Origin of the sequence: Alkalisalibacterium limincola (genome assembly GCF_008017755.1) — a bacterium.
Classification (GTDB): Bacteria; Pseudomonadota; Gammaproteobacteria; order Xanthomonadales; family Xanthomonadaceae; genus Alkalisalibacterium; species Alkalisalibacterium limincola.
Genome location: NZ_VRTS01000005.1, coordinates 191,111 through 204,218, shown reverse-complemented (window position 1 = coordinate 204,218; position 13,108 = coordinate 191,111). Strand labels below are relative to the sequence as shown.

Annotated in this window: 15 protein-coding genes; 6 read left to right on the top strand and 9 right to left on the bottom strand. The window is 71.6% G+C overall.

Annotated elements, in window-relative coordinates; genetic code table 11:
- The first annotated feature begins 12 nt into the window (after positions 1–12).
- The 4 genes from FU658_RS09020 (at position 13) to FU658_RS09005 (ending at position 3,110) form a co-directional block, all read left to right on the top strand.
- A complete protein-coding gene (locus tag FU658_RS09020) occupies positions 13–528 on the top strand; it encodes a DUF6505 family protein (protein WP_147891776.1) in 516 nt (171 codons plus the stop codon).
- Positions 521–1,039 carry a molybdenum cofactor biosynthesis protein B gene (gene moaB / locus FU658_RS09015; RefSeq protein ID WP_147891775.1) on the top strand — a complete coding sequence of 173 codons (519 nt, stop codon included), beginning with the start codon at positions 521–523 and terminating at the stop codon, positions 1,037–1,039. The genes FU658_RS09020 and moaB overlap by 8 nt, the downstream gene beginning before the upstream one ends.
- Positions 1,036–1,653 (top strand): ankyrin repeat domain-containing protein, encoded by a 618-nt coding sequence (locus tag FU658_RS09010; RefSeq protein WP_147891774.1) that lies wholly within the window; start codon positions 1,036–1,038, stop codon positions 1,651–1,653. Before moaB ends, FU658_RS09010 begins: the two co-directional genes overlap by 4 nt.
- Positions 1,654–1,781: 128 nt before the next feature.
- Complete coding sequence (locus tag FU658_RS09005; RefSeq protein WP_147891773.1) at positions 1,782–3,110, top strand: hypothetical protein; 1,329 nt, start codon at positions 1,782–1,784, stop codon at positions 3,108–3,110.
- 11 nt (positions 3,111–3,121) lie between these two features.
- On the opposite strand, the gene FU658_RS09000 is transcribed toward FU658_RS09005, so the two are convergent.
- The 3 genes from FU658_RS09000 to FU658_RS08990 form a co-directional block, all read right to left on the bottom strand.
- Positions 3,122–3,841 carry a twin-arginine translocation signal domain-containing protein gene (locus FU658_RS09000; RefSeq protein ID WP_147891772.1) on the bottom strand — a complete coding sequence of 240 codons (720 nt, stop codon included), beginning with the start codon at positions 3,839–3,841 and terminating at the stop codon, positions 3,122–3,124.
- 64 nt (positions 3,842–3,905) lie between these two features.
- Positions 3,906–5,033, bottom strand: a complete 1,128-nt coding sequence (moeB, locus tag FU658_RS08995; protein ID WP_147891808.1) for a molybdopterin-synthase adenylyltransferase MoeB — start codon at positions 5,031–5,033, stop codon at positions 3,906–3,908.
- A gap of 13 nt (positions 5,034–5,046) precedes the next feature.
- On the bottom strand, positions 5,047–5,325 hold the full coding sequence (locus tag FU658_RS08990) for a MoaD/ThiS family protein (protein WP_147891771.1): 279 nt from the start codon (positions 5,323–5,325) through the stop codon (positions 5,047–5,049).
- A gap of 219 nt (positions 5,326–5,544) precedes the next feature.
- Here FU658_RS08990 and FU658_RS14440 point away from each other — a divergent pair, with 219 nt between their 5' ends.
- Both FU658_RS14440 and yqeC read left to right on the top strand, forming a co-directional pair.
- Entirely contained in the window at positions 5,545–6,654 is a 1,110-nt protein-coding gene (locus FU658_RS14440; protein WP_187266026.1) for a WD40/YVTN/BNR-like repeat-containing protein, read from the top strand.
- Positions 6,651–7,406 (top strand): selenium cofactor biosynthesis protein YqeC, encoded by a 756-nt coding sequence (gene yqeC / locus FU658_RS14435; RefSeq protein ID WP_187266025.1) that lies wholly within the window; start codon positions 6,651–6,653, stop codon positions 7,404–7,406. Before FU658_RS14440 ends, yqeC begins: the two co-directional genes overlap by 4 nt.
- A gap of 60 nt (positions 7,407–7,466) precedes the next feature.
- On the opposite strand, the gene FU658_RS08980 is transcribed toward yqeC, so the two are convergent.
- The 6 genes from FU658_RS08980 to modA all read right to left on the bottom strand — a co-directional run bounded on the left by FU658_RS08980 (position 7,467) and on the right by modA (position 13,108).
- Positions 7,467–7,655, bottom strand: a complete 189-nt coding sequence (locus FU658_RS08980) for a hypothetical protein (protein ID WP_147891770.1) — start codon at positions 7,653–7,655, stop codon at positions 7,467–7,469.
- A 219-nt stretch (positions 7,656–7,874) separates the two neighbouring features.
- Complete coding sequence (locus FU658_RS08975) at positions 7,875–9,911, bottom strand: tetratricopeptide repeat protein (RefSeq protein ID WP_147891769.1); 2,037 nt, start codon at positions 9,909–9,911, stop codon at positions 7,875–7,877.
- On the bottom strand, positions 9,908–10,510 hold the full coding sequence (gene mobA / locus FU658_RS08970) for a molybdenum cofactor guanylyltransferase MobA (protein WP_147891768.1): 603 nt from the start codon (positions 10,508–10,510) through the stop codon (positions 9,908–9,910). The genes FU658_RS08975 and mobA overlap by 4 nt, the downstream gene beginning before the upstream one ends.
- Positions 10,511–10,570: 60 nt before the next feature.
- Complete coding sequence (locus FU658_RS08965) at positions 10,571–11,653, bottom strand: ABC transporter ATP-binding protein (RefSeq protein WP_147891767.1); 1,083 nt, start codon at positions 11,651–11,653, stop codon at positions 10,571–10,573.
- Complete coding sequence (modB, locus tag FU658_RS08960; RefSeq protein ID WP_147891766.1) at positions 11,653–12,321, bottom strand: molybdate ABC transporter permease subunit; 669 nt, start codon at positions 12,319–12,321, stop codon at positions 11,653–11,655. Before modB ends, FU658_RS08965 begins: the two co-directional genes overlap by 1 nt.
- Before the next feature lies 1 nt (position 12,322).
- Positions 12,323–13,108: a molybdate ABC transporter substrate-binding protein gene (modA, locus tag FU658_RS08955; RefSeq protein ID WP_222708394.1), complete on the bottom strand. Its 786-nt coding sequence runs from the start codon at positions 13,106–13,108 to the stop codon at positions 12,323–12,325.

Below are 13,108 nucleotides of genomic sequence, written 5' to 3'. Positions count from 1 at the left end.
ATTCCGGACACGATGAAGTTCCTGCGCGCGGTGCGCCTCGACGACAGCGACGACCAGGTGTTCCTGGCCAGTGCGAAGGCCGGCGAGCCGGTGGTGGCGGGGAGTTTCCTGTGGGCCTTCAGCGACGAGGACCCGGCCGGCTTCCGCGGCAGGCGCCTCAATGCGTTCCGCTCCGGTTTCCTCGGCACGGTGGACTTCGGGCATTGCACGCTGGCGGCGGTCGGCGACATCACCGACCTGGAGTACAAGCAGCTCATCGAGCGCCTCGCCCAGTACATGGTCGACCACTACGGGGCCCCCAGCCTGGTGGCTGCGTTGCCCACCGCGCGTGCCGAGGCCGAGTTCGCCGCCGGCTTGTGCGACCGCGACCCGGGGCACTTCATCGCGCTCGAGCGCGAGGTCGTGCTGGGCGAGATCAGCGAGTCCTACCGCAGCATCGACCCGGGCCAGGCCTGGCAGCACGATTCCACGCCGGTTTTCCGTATCGTTGCCGATGATGCCAACGCGGAGGATCCAACCCATGACTGAGGCCACCTTCAAGTCACTCGACATCGCGGTGCTGACCGTCTCGGACACGCGCACCGAGGCCGACGACAAGTCCGGCCAGCTGCTGGTGTCGCGGCTGCAGGAGGACGGGCACCGGTTGGCGGCCAAGGCGATCGTGCCCGACGACATCTACGCCGTGCGTGCGGTGGTCTCGCAGTGGATCGCCGACGAGGCGGTGCAGGTGGTGCTGACCACGGGTGGTACCGGCATCACCGGTCGCGACACCACGCCCGAGGCGCTGCGGCCGCTGTTCGACACGACCATCGAGGGCTTCGGCGAGCTGTTCCGCATGCTCTCGTTCGCCGACATCAAGAGCTCGACCATCCAGTCGCGGGCGATCGCCGGCCTGGCCAACCGCACCCTGCTGTTCGCGCTGCCGGGGTCGCCCGGCGCCTGCAAGCTGGGTTGGGACCAGATCCTGCGCCCACAGCTGGACCTGCGCCACAAGCCGTGCAATTTCGTCAGCCTGTTGCCGCGCCTCGGGGAACGATGAGCCCCCGCCCGCGCCCGGGGCGGTTCCATCCCGGCGCCCTGCTCGGCGTGCTGGGCATCGTGCTCGGGCTGGCCGCGATCTCCTGGCTTGCCGCCCGACCGGCGGACGAGAACCTGCTTCGCGCGCTGCTTGCCGGCGACTCGGTCCAGGCGCACGCGCTGCTGGATCGTGGCGCCTCGGTGCACGCGCGGGTCGACGCGGGCGAGCACCGTGGCAAGACCGCGCTGATGCTGGCGGCACAATCCGGCGACCCGGCGCTGGTCGAGCGGCTGCTGCGCGAGGGTGCCGGGGTGGACCAGGACAACGGCCGCGGCGGCACTGCGCTGATGTATGCCGCGACCGGCGGGCACGACGGCGTGGTGGCGGTGCTGCTGGATGCGGGCGCGGACGTCGACCGCCAGGCCGGCAATGGCTGGACCGCCTTGATGCTGGCCACCGCGAAGGGCCACCGGCAGGTGATCGGGCGCCTGATGGCAGCCGGCGCCGATCCCGACCTGGCCGATGTCTACGGCTGGACGCCGATGATGCGCGCGGCCGACAACGGCGACACCGACACGCAATCCCTGCTGCTGGCGCTGGGCGCGACCCGGGCCGCCACAACGACCAGGGCCTGACGGCTGCGGACATCGCCCGCGCGGTCGAGTCAGGGGCGGACGACGACGCCCGGACGGGTTCACATGCCGTTCCCGACCTGCTTGAATCAGGCGAGCGGTGAACGCCCACCTGCCTGCCGGGATGCCCGATGCCTGACTTCAAAGCACCACTTGCCCTCGTGCTGGCCGCCGTGCTGCTGGCCGCCTGCGCGACACGGCCGTCGCCGGTCGAGCCGGCGGGTCGGGCCGACCCCACCCAACGGCCATGGGAGTCGATCCGCCTGGCGATGCTCGAGTGCGCCGAGCGCTACTGGGTCGATACCCTGCCCGAGGAGTGCAGCATCGAGGTCGATGCCAGCACCCCGCCGGACCTGCTCGGCCGCGGCCTGCACCTGGCCTGGACCGGGCGGATCCCGGACGCGCGCGAGATGATCGATGGGCTGCATCGCGATGCGGCATCGCCGTTGGTCATCGCCGTGCTGACGCTGGAGACGGAGCTGGGCTCGGGCAACCTGGTGCGTGGCCGGGCGCTGCTGGAGGAGATGGCCGGCCTGCCCCCGGCCCGGCGCCCGCCCGAGGGCCTGCTGCTGGCCTACCGGGCGGCCCTGGCGGCCCGCAGCGCACAGTGGCCGGAACTGCTTGCGCTCATCGAGCCGCTGGGCGAGGAGCGTATCGCCAACGACCGCGCCTGGCTGTCGGCCTACGCCCGCGCCACCGGCGAACTGGGACACGGCGACGAGCTCGAAGCGATGTTGGCGCTTACCCGCGACGAGGGGGTGCTCGGCTCCGGCAGCTACCTGCTTGCCCACTGGGAGCTGGCCCAGCTTCGTGGCGAGGAGATGGCGCTGGCCGACTTCCGCGTCGGGGGCCGCGAGCAGCCCGATGACGTCAACGTACGCCATGCGGTGATCAGCAACCGTATCGGGCGCGAATACGATGGCAGTTGCAGCGCCGCCTGCGACGAACTCCTGCGCCTGCTCGAAGCACGCAACTGGGACCTGCAGCGGGCCCTGGGCGTGGCCCGCTCGTTCGCGTTCCTGCGCGAGGGCGGTTACGCCAACCGGGCACTGGCCGCCGCACCGGCCAGCCAGCGCGAGCTCGACGCGCTCGTCGGCTACCAGACCCTGCTCGCCTGGGATGCGGTGCTTCAGGCCGATCCCTACCAGGCCATGGTGCGCGCGCAGGGCGTGCTGGAGGCGGCACCGCGCGACATGGACGCCAACTGGATCAAGGCCATGGTCGCGATCAACTGGGAGGACCAGGACATGCTCGCCGAGGCGATGGACGTCATGCGCACCGCCTCCCCGCTCAGTCCGCTGTTCCTGTCGCTGTGGCGCGGCATCGACGCACGCGCCGGGCACGAGGGGCTGTGCCGGGTCGCCACCTCGTGGTCCGGTTTCCTCGACGATCGATTGCCCGCCCACCTCGGGGAGGCCGCCAGCGGCGTGCGCGCGCATGCCGCCGCCTGTGCCGGCTGAGCGCCGCGCGCTCAGCAGCGCAGCACGTTCCCCGAAAATGCCTCGAGCCGGTGTGCCACCACGTCGCCGCCGGCCTCCGCCAGCGCCCTCTCGTCATCGCCATGCTCGACCTGCAGGCGGCGCGCAAAGGTCTCGAAGTAGCGCTTGAACACCACGCCACCGACCAGGCCGGTGGCATGCAGCTGGTCGCTGGCGGGATCGTGCTCGACCAGGATCGAGGCGAGTGGCTGGTCGGCCGGTCCGTCGATGACCCGCGCCCCGTCGTAGGGGTCGAATCGGCTGTTCTGGGCACAGCAGCTGATCACGTGGGGCGATACGCCGTGTTCGCCCGGCAGCCGTTCGCGCAGGCTGATGTAGGTGAGCTGCGGGCTGGGATGGGACAGCTTGTGCACGCAGATCGCGCAGTAGGCGACGACGCTGCCGTCGGGGCCGACTCCGGGGACGCCGCTATAGCTGCGACCCTCGCGATCGCTGAGCCCGCCGTTGGGCGCCACCGGGCCGGCCAGCCGGAACAGGAACGCCGGTGTGGACACGTAGGGGTAGTGGAAGACGTAGTTCACGCCGACCTCCAGCGTGCCGGCACGCAGGGGCTCGCCTTCCGGGTCGACCAGCCGGGCGCGCGCGAAGCGCTGCGGCTGCAATGGTCCGGCGTCATGCCGGCAGCCCGGCAGCCCCAGTCCCAGCGCGCAGGCGCCGACGGAGCAGGCGGTGACGAATTGACGGCGGCGCATCGGCAGGCTCCTCGTCTTGGTTCAGCCCCCGGCGGCGGCCCCGGCAGCCGTCGGCTCGCGCCGGTCAGCCCAGCGCGCAACCGGCAGGCAGGTCCTCGTAACCCTTCAGGCGCGGACGCTCGCCGCAGGCCGGGCAATCCGGGTCGCGCACCAGGCGCAGTTCGTCGAAGCGCATGCGCAAGGCATCGAATTGCAGCAGCCGCCCCGACAGGCTCTGGCCCACGCCCAGGATCAGCTTCACCGCCTCGGTGGCCTGCAGCAGGCCGACCACGCCCGGCAGCACGCCGATCACCCCGGCCTCGGAACAGTTCGGTGCGAACTCCGGGGGCGGTGGCTCCGGGAACAGGCAGCGATAGCAGCATCCACCGCCGCCGGGCTGGGCCGGCCAGAACACGCTGGCCTGGCCCTCGAAACGGTGCACCGCGCCATAGACCATCGGCAGTCCCAGGTTCACGCAGGCGTCGTTGACCAGGTAGCGGGTGGCGAAATTGTCCGAGCCGTCGATGACCAGGTCGTGCCCGCGCAGCAGGTCCTCGACGTTGGCCGCCGACAAGCGCGCACGGACCGGTTCGACGGTGACGTTCGGGTTCAGGGCGGACATCGCCTCGGCACCGGACGCCACCTTCGGCCGTCCGATCCCGGCCTCGCGGTGCAGCACCTGGCGCTGCAGGTTGCTGCGGTCGACCACGTCGTCGTCGACCAGGCGGATGTGGCCCACGCCGGCTGCGGCGAGATACAGCGCGATCGGCGAGCCGAGGCCGCCGGCACCGACCATGAGCACCCGCGCCCGCGCCAGCCGGCGCTGGCCCTCCAGGCCCACCTCCGGCAGCAGCAGGTGGCGCGAATAGCGTTCCAGGAAGTCCGGGCCCTCCGTCGGCGCGGACATCGGCAGGCCCTCCTCGCGCCAGCGGCTGGTGCCGCCGGCCACCGAGGCCAGTCGTGAATAGCCCTGTGCCGCCAGCGCCTGGGCGGCCAGCATCGAGCGCCGGCCCGCCGCGCACAGCAGCAACACCTCGGCATCGCGATCGGGTAACCACTGGACGGGCTGCGCCTCCAACGCAGCGCGGGCCACGCCCAGTGCGCCCTCGGCCATGCCGCCGGCGCGCTCGCCGTCCTCGCGCACGTCCACCAGCACGGCGCCGGCGCGCACGCGCTCCAGCGCCTGCGCAGGCGTGATCTCGGGAATGTCCACGGGAGCGGCCACGTCAGCCGCCCGCCACGGCCGGCAGGATCGAAACCACGGCGCCTTCGTGCAGGCGCGCGGACAGACCCTCGCGCTGGCGCACGTTGTCCTGGTCGATGAAAACGTTCACGTAGGGCCTCAGGCCACCCTCCGGACTCAGCAGGCGTGCGGCCAGGCCGGGGTGGCGCCGGTCCAGTGCGCCCACCAGTTCGGTCACCGTGTCAGCCTGCACCGACAGCTCGTCCAGGCCCCCAGTGAAGGCACGCAGGGCCGGCGGGATGCGCACGTTCACCGACGGCATCGAGGGGCCTCCCGGGCGGTCCCGGAACACGCGGTGTGGTGGACGTCGAGGCGTGGCGTGGACATGTCCTGATGATATCGCAGGGCACCCGTTGCCCCGGTGTGATCATCCCGCCGGGGCTCATCCTTTCGTCGAATCGGTGGCCCCCGCGTGACCGTGTGAAGACACCTCTCGCGACGGATGCACTACGCTCAGGCGGTCCCTCCCACGCCGGGTGCCATGAGTCCTCCCACCACCGTCCTGCTGGCCGCCACCGCCAAGGGCCTGTTCCGCTTCGAGAGCCGCGACGACCGCCGGCACTGGGAGCACACCGGCTTCGCCCTGCAGGGCCACGAAGTGCTGCAGGCATGGCTCGACCCCCGCGACCCGGCGCGCGGCTTCGCCGTGACCGACCACCCGGTCTGGGGAAGCCACGTGCATGCGAGCACCGACGCCGGGCGCAGCTGGTCGCCGTTGCCGGACGTGCCACGGCACGCCGACACCCGCCATGGCCGGCGCCTCAAACGCGTCTGGTCGATCGCCCCGGGCCCGGCATCGAAGCCCGACCGCCTCTACGCCGGCGTCGATCCGGCCGGACTGTTCGTCAGCGACGACCTGGGCCGCAGCTGGCAGGCCGTGGAAGGCCTGAACGAGCATCCGACACGAAGCCTGTGGGAACCGGCCCGCGGCGGTTTCTCGGTGCACAGCGTGCAGTGCGACCCCGACCTTCCCGGCCGCCTGTACGCGGCGGTGTCGGCCGGCGGCGCCTACGCCAGCGACGACGACGGCACGCAGTGGTGGCCCTTGAACCAGGGCGTGGCCGCACCGAACCGGCCGCCGGGCGAGCACGTCGCCGGCCACAACATCCACCGGTTGTGGCGCCATCCGGCGCGGCCCGACAGGCTCTACCGGCAGTGCTATTCCGGCGTGTACCGCAGCGACGACGGCGGAGCGCACTGGACCGACATCAGCGCCGGCCTGCCCAGTGGCTTCGGTTACGCGCTCAGCGGCGAACCGGCCGACCCCGACAGCGTCTACGTGGTGCCGATCGAAAGCCAGGATTTGCGCACGGTCTGCGATGGTCGCCTTCGCGTGTACCGCAGCCGCGATGCCGGTGGACACTGGGAAGCCCTCGGCGAGGGGCTGCCCCAGGCCCTTTGCCACGTCACCGTGTTGCGCGAAGCGCTGGCCTGCGACGGCATCGGCGAGGCCCCGGGCTTCTACCTCGGCACTTCCGGTGGCCAGCTCTATGCCAGCCGCGACGCCGGCGACCACTGGCAGGCGCTGGCCTTGTTCCTGCCGCGGGTGCTCGCGGTGTCGGCCTGCCCTGTCGGGGAGGCGGCGCGATGAAGCTGTTCCAGGCCCTGGGCATCGAGGGCGGGATCGTCTGCGCGGTCGGCGCCGGCGGCAAGAAGTCGCTGCTGCATGCGCTGGCGGCGACCCATGACCCGGCCCGCGGCCGGCTGGCGATGACCGCCACGGCACGATGCACGCCGCCACCGCAGGGGCTGTTCGATGACACTCTCGCCGCCGAGGGCGACGCGTTGCGCCAGGCCCTGGCGCACGGCCGCGGCGCGCGCGTGTTCTATGCCGGCCCGCAGCACAAACCCGGCAGGCACGAGGGCATCGACCCGCGCAGCGTGCCCGGGCTGCACGAGCAGCATGGCTTCGCGCTGACCCTGGTGAAGGCCGATGGTGCGCGGATGCGCTGGATCAAGGCGCCGGCGGAAGGCGAGCCCGCGCTGGTGCCGGACTGCGACCTGGTGGTGCCGGTGCTGTCGCTGCGGGCGCTGGGGCGGCCGCTGGACGACAAGTCCGCGCACCGACCGGAGCGGGTTGCGGCCCTGACCGGGCTCGGGCTGGACGAGGCGATCACCGAACAGGCGTTCTCGGCGCTGCTCGCACACGACGAGGGCAGCCTGCACGGAACGGCGGGACTGCGCGTGGTGCCGCTGCTGAACATGGTCGACGACGAGGCGACCCTGGGGTCGGCGATGGCGATTGCGCAGGAAGCGCTGTCGCGGAGCGATCGGTTCGATCGGGTGGTTCTGGCCCGGCTCAGGGACCCGGCTGATCCGCGGGTCTGGGTCTGCGGGCGCTGACCGGGGCCTGGAGGCGACCGGGCCGCTCGGGCCCGGTCACACACCCCCGGAGCATCATCTTCAGCAGTAGCGGCTGCGCTTGGCGCTGGTCGACCACAGGCTGTGGCTGCGGGCGTAACCCTGGCTGCGGCCGTAGCCGATGCCGAACTCGCGGTTGCGATAGCGCTGGGTGGAGAGGGAAGCCAGGACCAGGCTGTTCAGGGTCTGGTTGTTCGGGGTGGCGGTGCGGTTGGCGAGGAAGGTGTTCATGTGTGTCTCCGTGAGGTGGTGTGCTGGTAGACTACAACACCAGAGCAAGAACGCAAGCATGCCGCCTGTAAATCCGGCTTTTCAGTCAGCAAGCATTCAGCTTATTTCCCGGAAACCGCATAAAAGCGTCAGCCGCATCCCGAAAATCCGGCGGCGGTTCGCTTGCAGGGGTGTGTTGGTGGGAGCGCGCGCGCCGTAGCGATGACGCGGGACGTCGCCTCAGTGCACCTGCGGGTCGGATTCGCGGTCGAGCGCTTCGCGGTGCCGCTGCAGGCGCAGCATGCGGGGCGAGATGACCCCCAGCTTCGGCTCCAGGCGGCTGATCGCGGCATCCAGCAGGGCACGGGCCTCGCCGGTGCGCCCGCGCCGGTGTAGGGCCACGGCCAGCTTGCACAGGGCATCGACGTGGCCGAGGCTGGTCTCGCCCAGGATCCGCGCACTGGCGTCGATCGCGCCACGCAGCAGCGCCTCGCCCTCGGTGGCCTGGCCGATCATGCACAGGGTCGCGCCGAGCTCGGTGCAAGTGATCAGGGTGTGCGGGTGCTCGTCGCCATAGCGCTGGCTGAAGCTGCGCAGGTTGGCCCGGTACAGCGGCTCCGCTGCCGCGGGGTCGCCGCGCTCGGCCAGCAGGTCGGCCAGGTTGTTGCGGCTCGTCGCGGTGGCCGGGTGGTCGTCACCGACCAGCTGGCGCCAGTCCTCGATCGCCTCGCGGTACATCGTCTCGGCCTCGTCCTTGCGGCCCCGCTCGTCCAGCACCGAGGCCAGGTTGTGGCGGCTGGCGGCGGTGTCCTCGTGGATCCGGCCCAGGCGCGCCTCGCGGATCGCCAGCGCCCGGCGGTGCATCGCCTCGGCTTCGCTGTAGTCCGAGAGCGCATCCAGCGTGGTGCCGAGGTTGTGCAAGGCCGCGGCCGTGGCCGGATGCTGCGGGCCGAAGGCCGCTTCGACCACGCGCAAGGCTTCGCGGTAATGTTTCGCCGCTGCGGCCGGATCGCCAAGCGCGTAATGCAGTCCGGCCAGCGCATCAAGCGCCGAAGCGGTTCGCGGATCGGCATCGCCATGCACGCGCCGGGCGATGTCGGCGGCACGTTCGCGCCAGGGTCGGGCGGCCTGCGGGTCCTGCCGTGCCTGGAGCACGCCGGCCAGATTGGCCAGGTGCGGCAGGAGCCCGGCGGCCTGCGGCCCGGCGGCATCCTCGAGAAGCTTCAGCGACTGCTGGTACAGGCGTTCGGCCGTGGCCAGGTCGCCCAGCGATTCCGCCGCGATCGCGCGCTGGTGACGGGCCTGCGCGCTGGCGTCGGCATCCGCCGGCCATGCCTGCAGCGCGGGCTCGCCGAGCTCGATCGCCTCGTCGTGGCGGCCGACGGCATTGAGGCGGGTGGCCAGCGCAAGCACGGCGGCCGGCGCTCCCGCGTCCAGGGCCACTGCTTCGCGCAGCAACGGCTCCGGGTCGGCCTCGCCGTCGACCGCGCCGAGAAGGTTCGCCATCTCCAGCAATGCCGCGGTGCGAGCCTGGACACCATCAATCGCCGCGATGCGTTCGCGCAGCGGGGCCAGGACGCCGGCTCCGCCGCCCAGCGCGGGTGCCAGCTCCCTGAGCCAGCGGTGCAGGTCGTAGCGCGCGGCGGGTTCATTGAGTGCCGCCACGTGCCGCGGCTGGCACAGCCAGTCGCGCAGGCCCTCGCGCTCGCCGGCGTCGGCGCGGCGCCAGGCCTCGTCCAGGATCGACTGTGCCTCGGCGTCCAAGGTCGCAGGCGGCTCGGGCCACGCGCAGGCCGCAGCCGGTCCGGCATCCAGCACCCGTCCCGAGGCCGCTGCCCAGTCTCCGGCCACGTCCGCCGCCGCATCGGCCAGGACGATGCTGGCGCGTGGTGGCCGCCAGTCCAGCATCCAGCGCGGGAAGCGCGTGTCCCCGCGCCGGCCCAGGCGCCCCACGTCGGCGACCGCCACCAGCAGTGGGCGTGCCGAGGCGGCCCGCGCCAGCCAGTTCGGCAGGCGTTCGGCGATCGCCTCGGGCGCGGTCGGCAGGGGCTCGCGGTGTCCCGCCACCTCGCGCAACCAGGCCAGCAGGCGGTAAGCGAGGCGGTCCGGGTCGGTTCCACGGGCATGGCGGCCGATCCGGAACGCGAACACCGCAGTGTCGGGGGACTGCGCCGTACTCGAGGCGATGTGGCCGGCCAGCGCATCGACCGCACCCGGCCCCGACAGCAGCCAGGGCGCGCGGGGGTCGCGTTCGATCGCGTCGATGGGCTCGCTCATCGGTCCTGTGCTCCGGCGGCGGCCAGCGCCGCATGGTCCTCGGGGCGGTTGAGGTTGAGGAAGGCGTCGGGCCGGTCGCTGAAATCGACCTCGACGAGCCGGTGGCGGGCGAACCAGCGGTCGATCTTGCGTTCGCCATCGGCCAGGGCCCGTTCGAGGTCTTCGCCCAGGTGGCGTGAGACCAGCGCGAACACCGGCTGGCGGCCGTCGCACACCGCCATGCCGACCTCCGCATCTGCCGCGTTAACGGCGGCCAGCATCCGTGCGGCGTAATCGGGCGGCACGAAGGGGGAGTCGCAGGGCACGCTCAACAACCACGGCGTCTGCAGGCCATGCAGTCCCGACGCCATGCCCGCCAGCGGCCCGGCGAAGTCGGGGAAACGATCCGCCACCACCTCGAACCCGAGCGCCGCATAGCGCTCGAGGTTGCGGTTCGCGTTGATCTTCAGCGTACCCACCTGGGGCGCAAGCCTGCGTGCTATCTGCACCACCAGCGGCTCGCCCTGGAACTCGACCAGGCCCTTGTCGACACCGCCCATGCGGCTGCCACGGCCGCCGGCCAGGATCAGGCCGGTGAGGGATGCTGAGTCAGGAGTCATCACGCCATGCTTCCATCCGCCGCGCGCGCGGGCAAGCCGACTTTCGCCGCATCCGGGTCGTCACTGCGAACGCGACCCGCGCATGCAGTGGATGCCTTCCACCAGCATCGAGACGCTCACCTGCGCGCCGACCTCAATGCCGTTGCGCTGCACGACATGCAGCGGCAGCGAGAAGTGCAGAGACTGTCCGGGCGCGTGGTCAGGACGCAGCGTCAGGTGCGCGGTCTGTCCCATGACCAGGCATTCGCCGATGCGGCCGGGCAATGGGTTCTCATGCTCCCCGCGCGAGGGCCGGTCGCGCCGGTGCAGTACCGCGAAGCCGTCGGGCAGCACCCAATGCACCCCGTCACCGGACGCGAACCCGGTGGTGTCCGCCTCCAGCCGCAGGCCCTGCCAGTCGAGTACCCCGGCTTGCGCGACACGACCCTCGAACACGTTGCGCAGCCCCACCAGACGCGCGACCACCGGCGAATCGGGCCGAGTCGTCACCTCAAGCGGTGTCCCCAGCTGGAGGCCCTCGCCGTGGTGCACCACCAGCATGCGGTCGGCCAGCCGTGCGGCTTCGTCCATGTCGTGGGTCACCAACACCGCCGGCATCGTCAGGCGGCGGCGCAATTCGGCGATCTCGCGGTACAGGCGCTCGCGCGTGGCGCGGTCGACCGCCGAGAACGGCTCGTCGAGCAGCAGGGCCCGGGGTTCACGCGCCAGCGCCCGGGCCAGCGCCACCCGCTGCTGCTGGCCTCCTGAAAGCTCAGCCGGGCGGCGCCCGCCCAGGCCCGAGAGGTTCACCATCGACAGCAACGCCTCGGCGCGCGCGGCGCGGTCTGCGCGCGGCACGTGCGTCATCGCCGCGCGCACGTTGCCGGTGGCACTCAGGTGCGGGAACAGGGCATAGGACTGGAACACCATGCCCACACGGCGCTGGTGCGCGACCACGCCGATGCCCCGGGCACTGTCGAGCCAGCACTCACCGCCTACCTCGATGCGCCCCGAGGCCGCAGCCCACAGGCCGGCGATGCAGCGCAGGATCGTCGACTTGCCCGAGCCCGACGGTCCGACCAGTGCCAGCAACTCCCCCGGCGCCACGTCGAACCCGACCGCCAGCGGGATCGGCCCGCGCGATTGCAGGTGCACGCGCAGCATCAGTCCAGCCGCCTGCCGAGCCGGCGCGACATCGCGAACGTCAGCGCGATCGCCACCAGCGAGATCATCAACAGCACCGCCGACATCGTGCCGGCCGATGCAGTGTCGAACGCCTGCACCCGGTCGTAGATGGCGATCGCGATCGTGCGCGTCTCGCCCGGTATCGAGCCGCCCACCATCAACACCACGCCGAACTCGCCCAGCGTGTGCGCGAAGCTCAGCACCATTGCGGTCAGCACCCCCGGCCAAGCCAGCGGCAGGTCGACCCGCCACAGCGCCTGCCAGGGCCCCATGCCGCAGCAGCGCGAAGCCTCGCGCACCTGACGCGGGATTGCTTCGAACGCGCGCTGCGCTGGCTGCACCGCGAAAGGCAGGTTGACCAGCACCGAGGCGATCAGCAGGCCATGGAAGCTGAAGACCAGGCCGTGGCCGAACCACGCCTGCCACAGGTCGCCCAACAGCGAACCGGCCCCGAATCCGCCCAGCAGGTAGAAGCCGATCACGGTCGGCGGCAGCACCAGCGGCAGCATGACCAGCGCCTCGACCAGGCCCTTGCCACGGAATTCGTGCCAGGCCAAGAATCGTCCGAACAGCACCGACACGGGCAACAGGAGCACCACGGTCCATCCGGCCAGCCGCAGCGACAACCACAGCGCCTGCCAGTCCACCTCACTCGTCCCCTGGCACCACGAAACCGTAGCGCGCCAAGATGTCGCGCGCCGCAGCGCCTGCGACGAACTCATAGAACGCGTCGGCCACGGCGCCGGCATGCTTGACGCGCACCATGCGCTGGCGAAGCGGGGCATGCATCGACTCCGGCACCAGCGCCACGTCGGCTCGATCCATGAAGCCGGGCGCAAAGGTCAGCGACCACGCCACCAGGCCGCCATCGGCGTTGCCGGAAACCGCGAACTGCGCCGCCTGGCTGACGTTTTCCCCCAGCACCAGCCTCGGCTGGATGGCCTCCCATAGTCCCGCCTGCTGCAAGGCCTCGCGAGCGCGCATTCCATACGGTGCGTGCTCGGGATTGGCGATTGCGAAGCGCGACACCCGGCCATCCGCCAGCGCTTCGGCCAGGTCCGCCAGACTGCCATCTGCGATCAGTTTCGAGTCTCCGCTGCGCACGATCACCAGCCGGCCGACGGCATACAGCCGACCCGCGTCGAGGGTGTGTCCGTCGCGATGCAGGTCGAGCACGAACTGCTCGTCGGCCGAGAGGAACACCTCGAAGGGCGCACCTGCACGGATCTGTCGGGCCAGGTTGCCGGTCGACCCGAAGCTCAGCCGAACCTGCTGGCCGGTTTCGGCGGTGAACGCCTCTGCCACCACCTCGAGCGCGAACTGGAGGTCCGAGGCTGCTGCGACCACCGGCACGTCACGCGCGGCCTGCAACGGTGCCGGCGCCAGGATGGACGCGACCACCAGCAGGGCGGCGAATCGGTGAGCTCGGTGCAT

What these genes read in the sequence shown, in the direction of transcription:
- FU658_RS09020 (WP_147891776.1), top strand. Translation starts at nt 13, where the DNA reads ATGAAGTTCCTGCGCGCGGTGCGCCTCGACGACAGCGACGACCAGGTG.
- moaB (WP_147891775.1), top strand. Translation starts at nt 521, where the DNA reads ATGACTGAGGCCACCTTCAAGTCACTCGACATCGCGGTGCTGACCGTC.
- FU658_RS09010 (WP_147891774.1), top strand. Translation starts at nt 1,036, where the DNA reads ATGAGCCCCCGCCCGCGCCCGGGGCGGTTCCATCCCGGCGCCCTGCTC.
- FU658_RS09005 (WP_147891773.1), top strand. Translation starts at nt 1,782, where the DNA reads ATGCCTGACTTCAAAGCACCACTTGCCCTCGTGCTGGCCGCCGTGCTG.
- FU658_RS09000 (WP_147891772.1), bottom strand. Translation starts at nt 3,841, where the DNA reads ATGCGCCGCCGTCAATTCGTCACCGCCTGCTCCGTCGGCGCCTGCGCG.
- FU658_RS08990 (WP_147891771.1), bottom strand. Translation starts at nt 5,325, where the DNA reads ATGCCGTCGGTGAACGTGCGCATCCCGCCGGCCCTGCGTGCCTTCACT.
- FU658_RS14440 (WP_187266026.1), top strand. Translation starts at nt 5,545, where the DNA reads ATGAGTCCTCCCACCACCGTCCTGCTGGCCGCCACCGCCAAGGGCCTG.
- yqeC (WP_187266025.1), top strand. Translation starts at nt 6,651, where the DNA reads ATGAAGCTGTTCCAGGCCCTGGGCATCGAGGGCGGGATCGTCTGCGCG.
- FU658_RS08980 (WP_147891770.1), bottom strand. Translation starts at nt 7,655, where the DNA reads ATGAACACCTTCCTCGCCAACCGCACCGCCACCCCGAACAACCAGACC.
- FU658_RS08975 (WP_147891769.1), bottom strand. Translation starts at nt 9,911, where the DNA reads ATGAGCGAGCCCATCGACGCGATCGAACGCGACCCCCGCGCGCCCTGG.
- mobA (WP_147891768.1), bottom strand. Translation starts at nt 10,510, where the DNA reads ATGACTCCTGACTCAGCATCCCTCACCGGCCTGATCCTGGCCGGCGGC.
- FU658_RS08965 (WP_147891767.1), bottom strand. Translation starts at nt 11,653, where the DNA reads ATGCTGCGCGTGCACCTGCAATCGCGCGGGCCGATCCCGCTGGCGGTC.
- modA (WP_222708394.1), bottom strand. Translation starts at nt 13,108, where the DNA reads ATGCACCGAGCTCACCGATTCGCCGCCCTGCTGGTGGTCGCGTCCATC.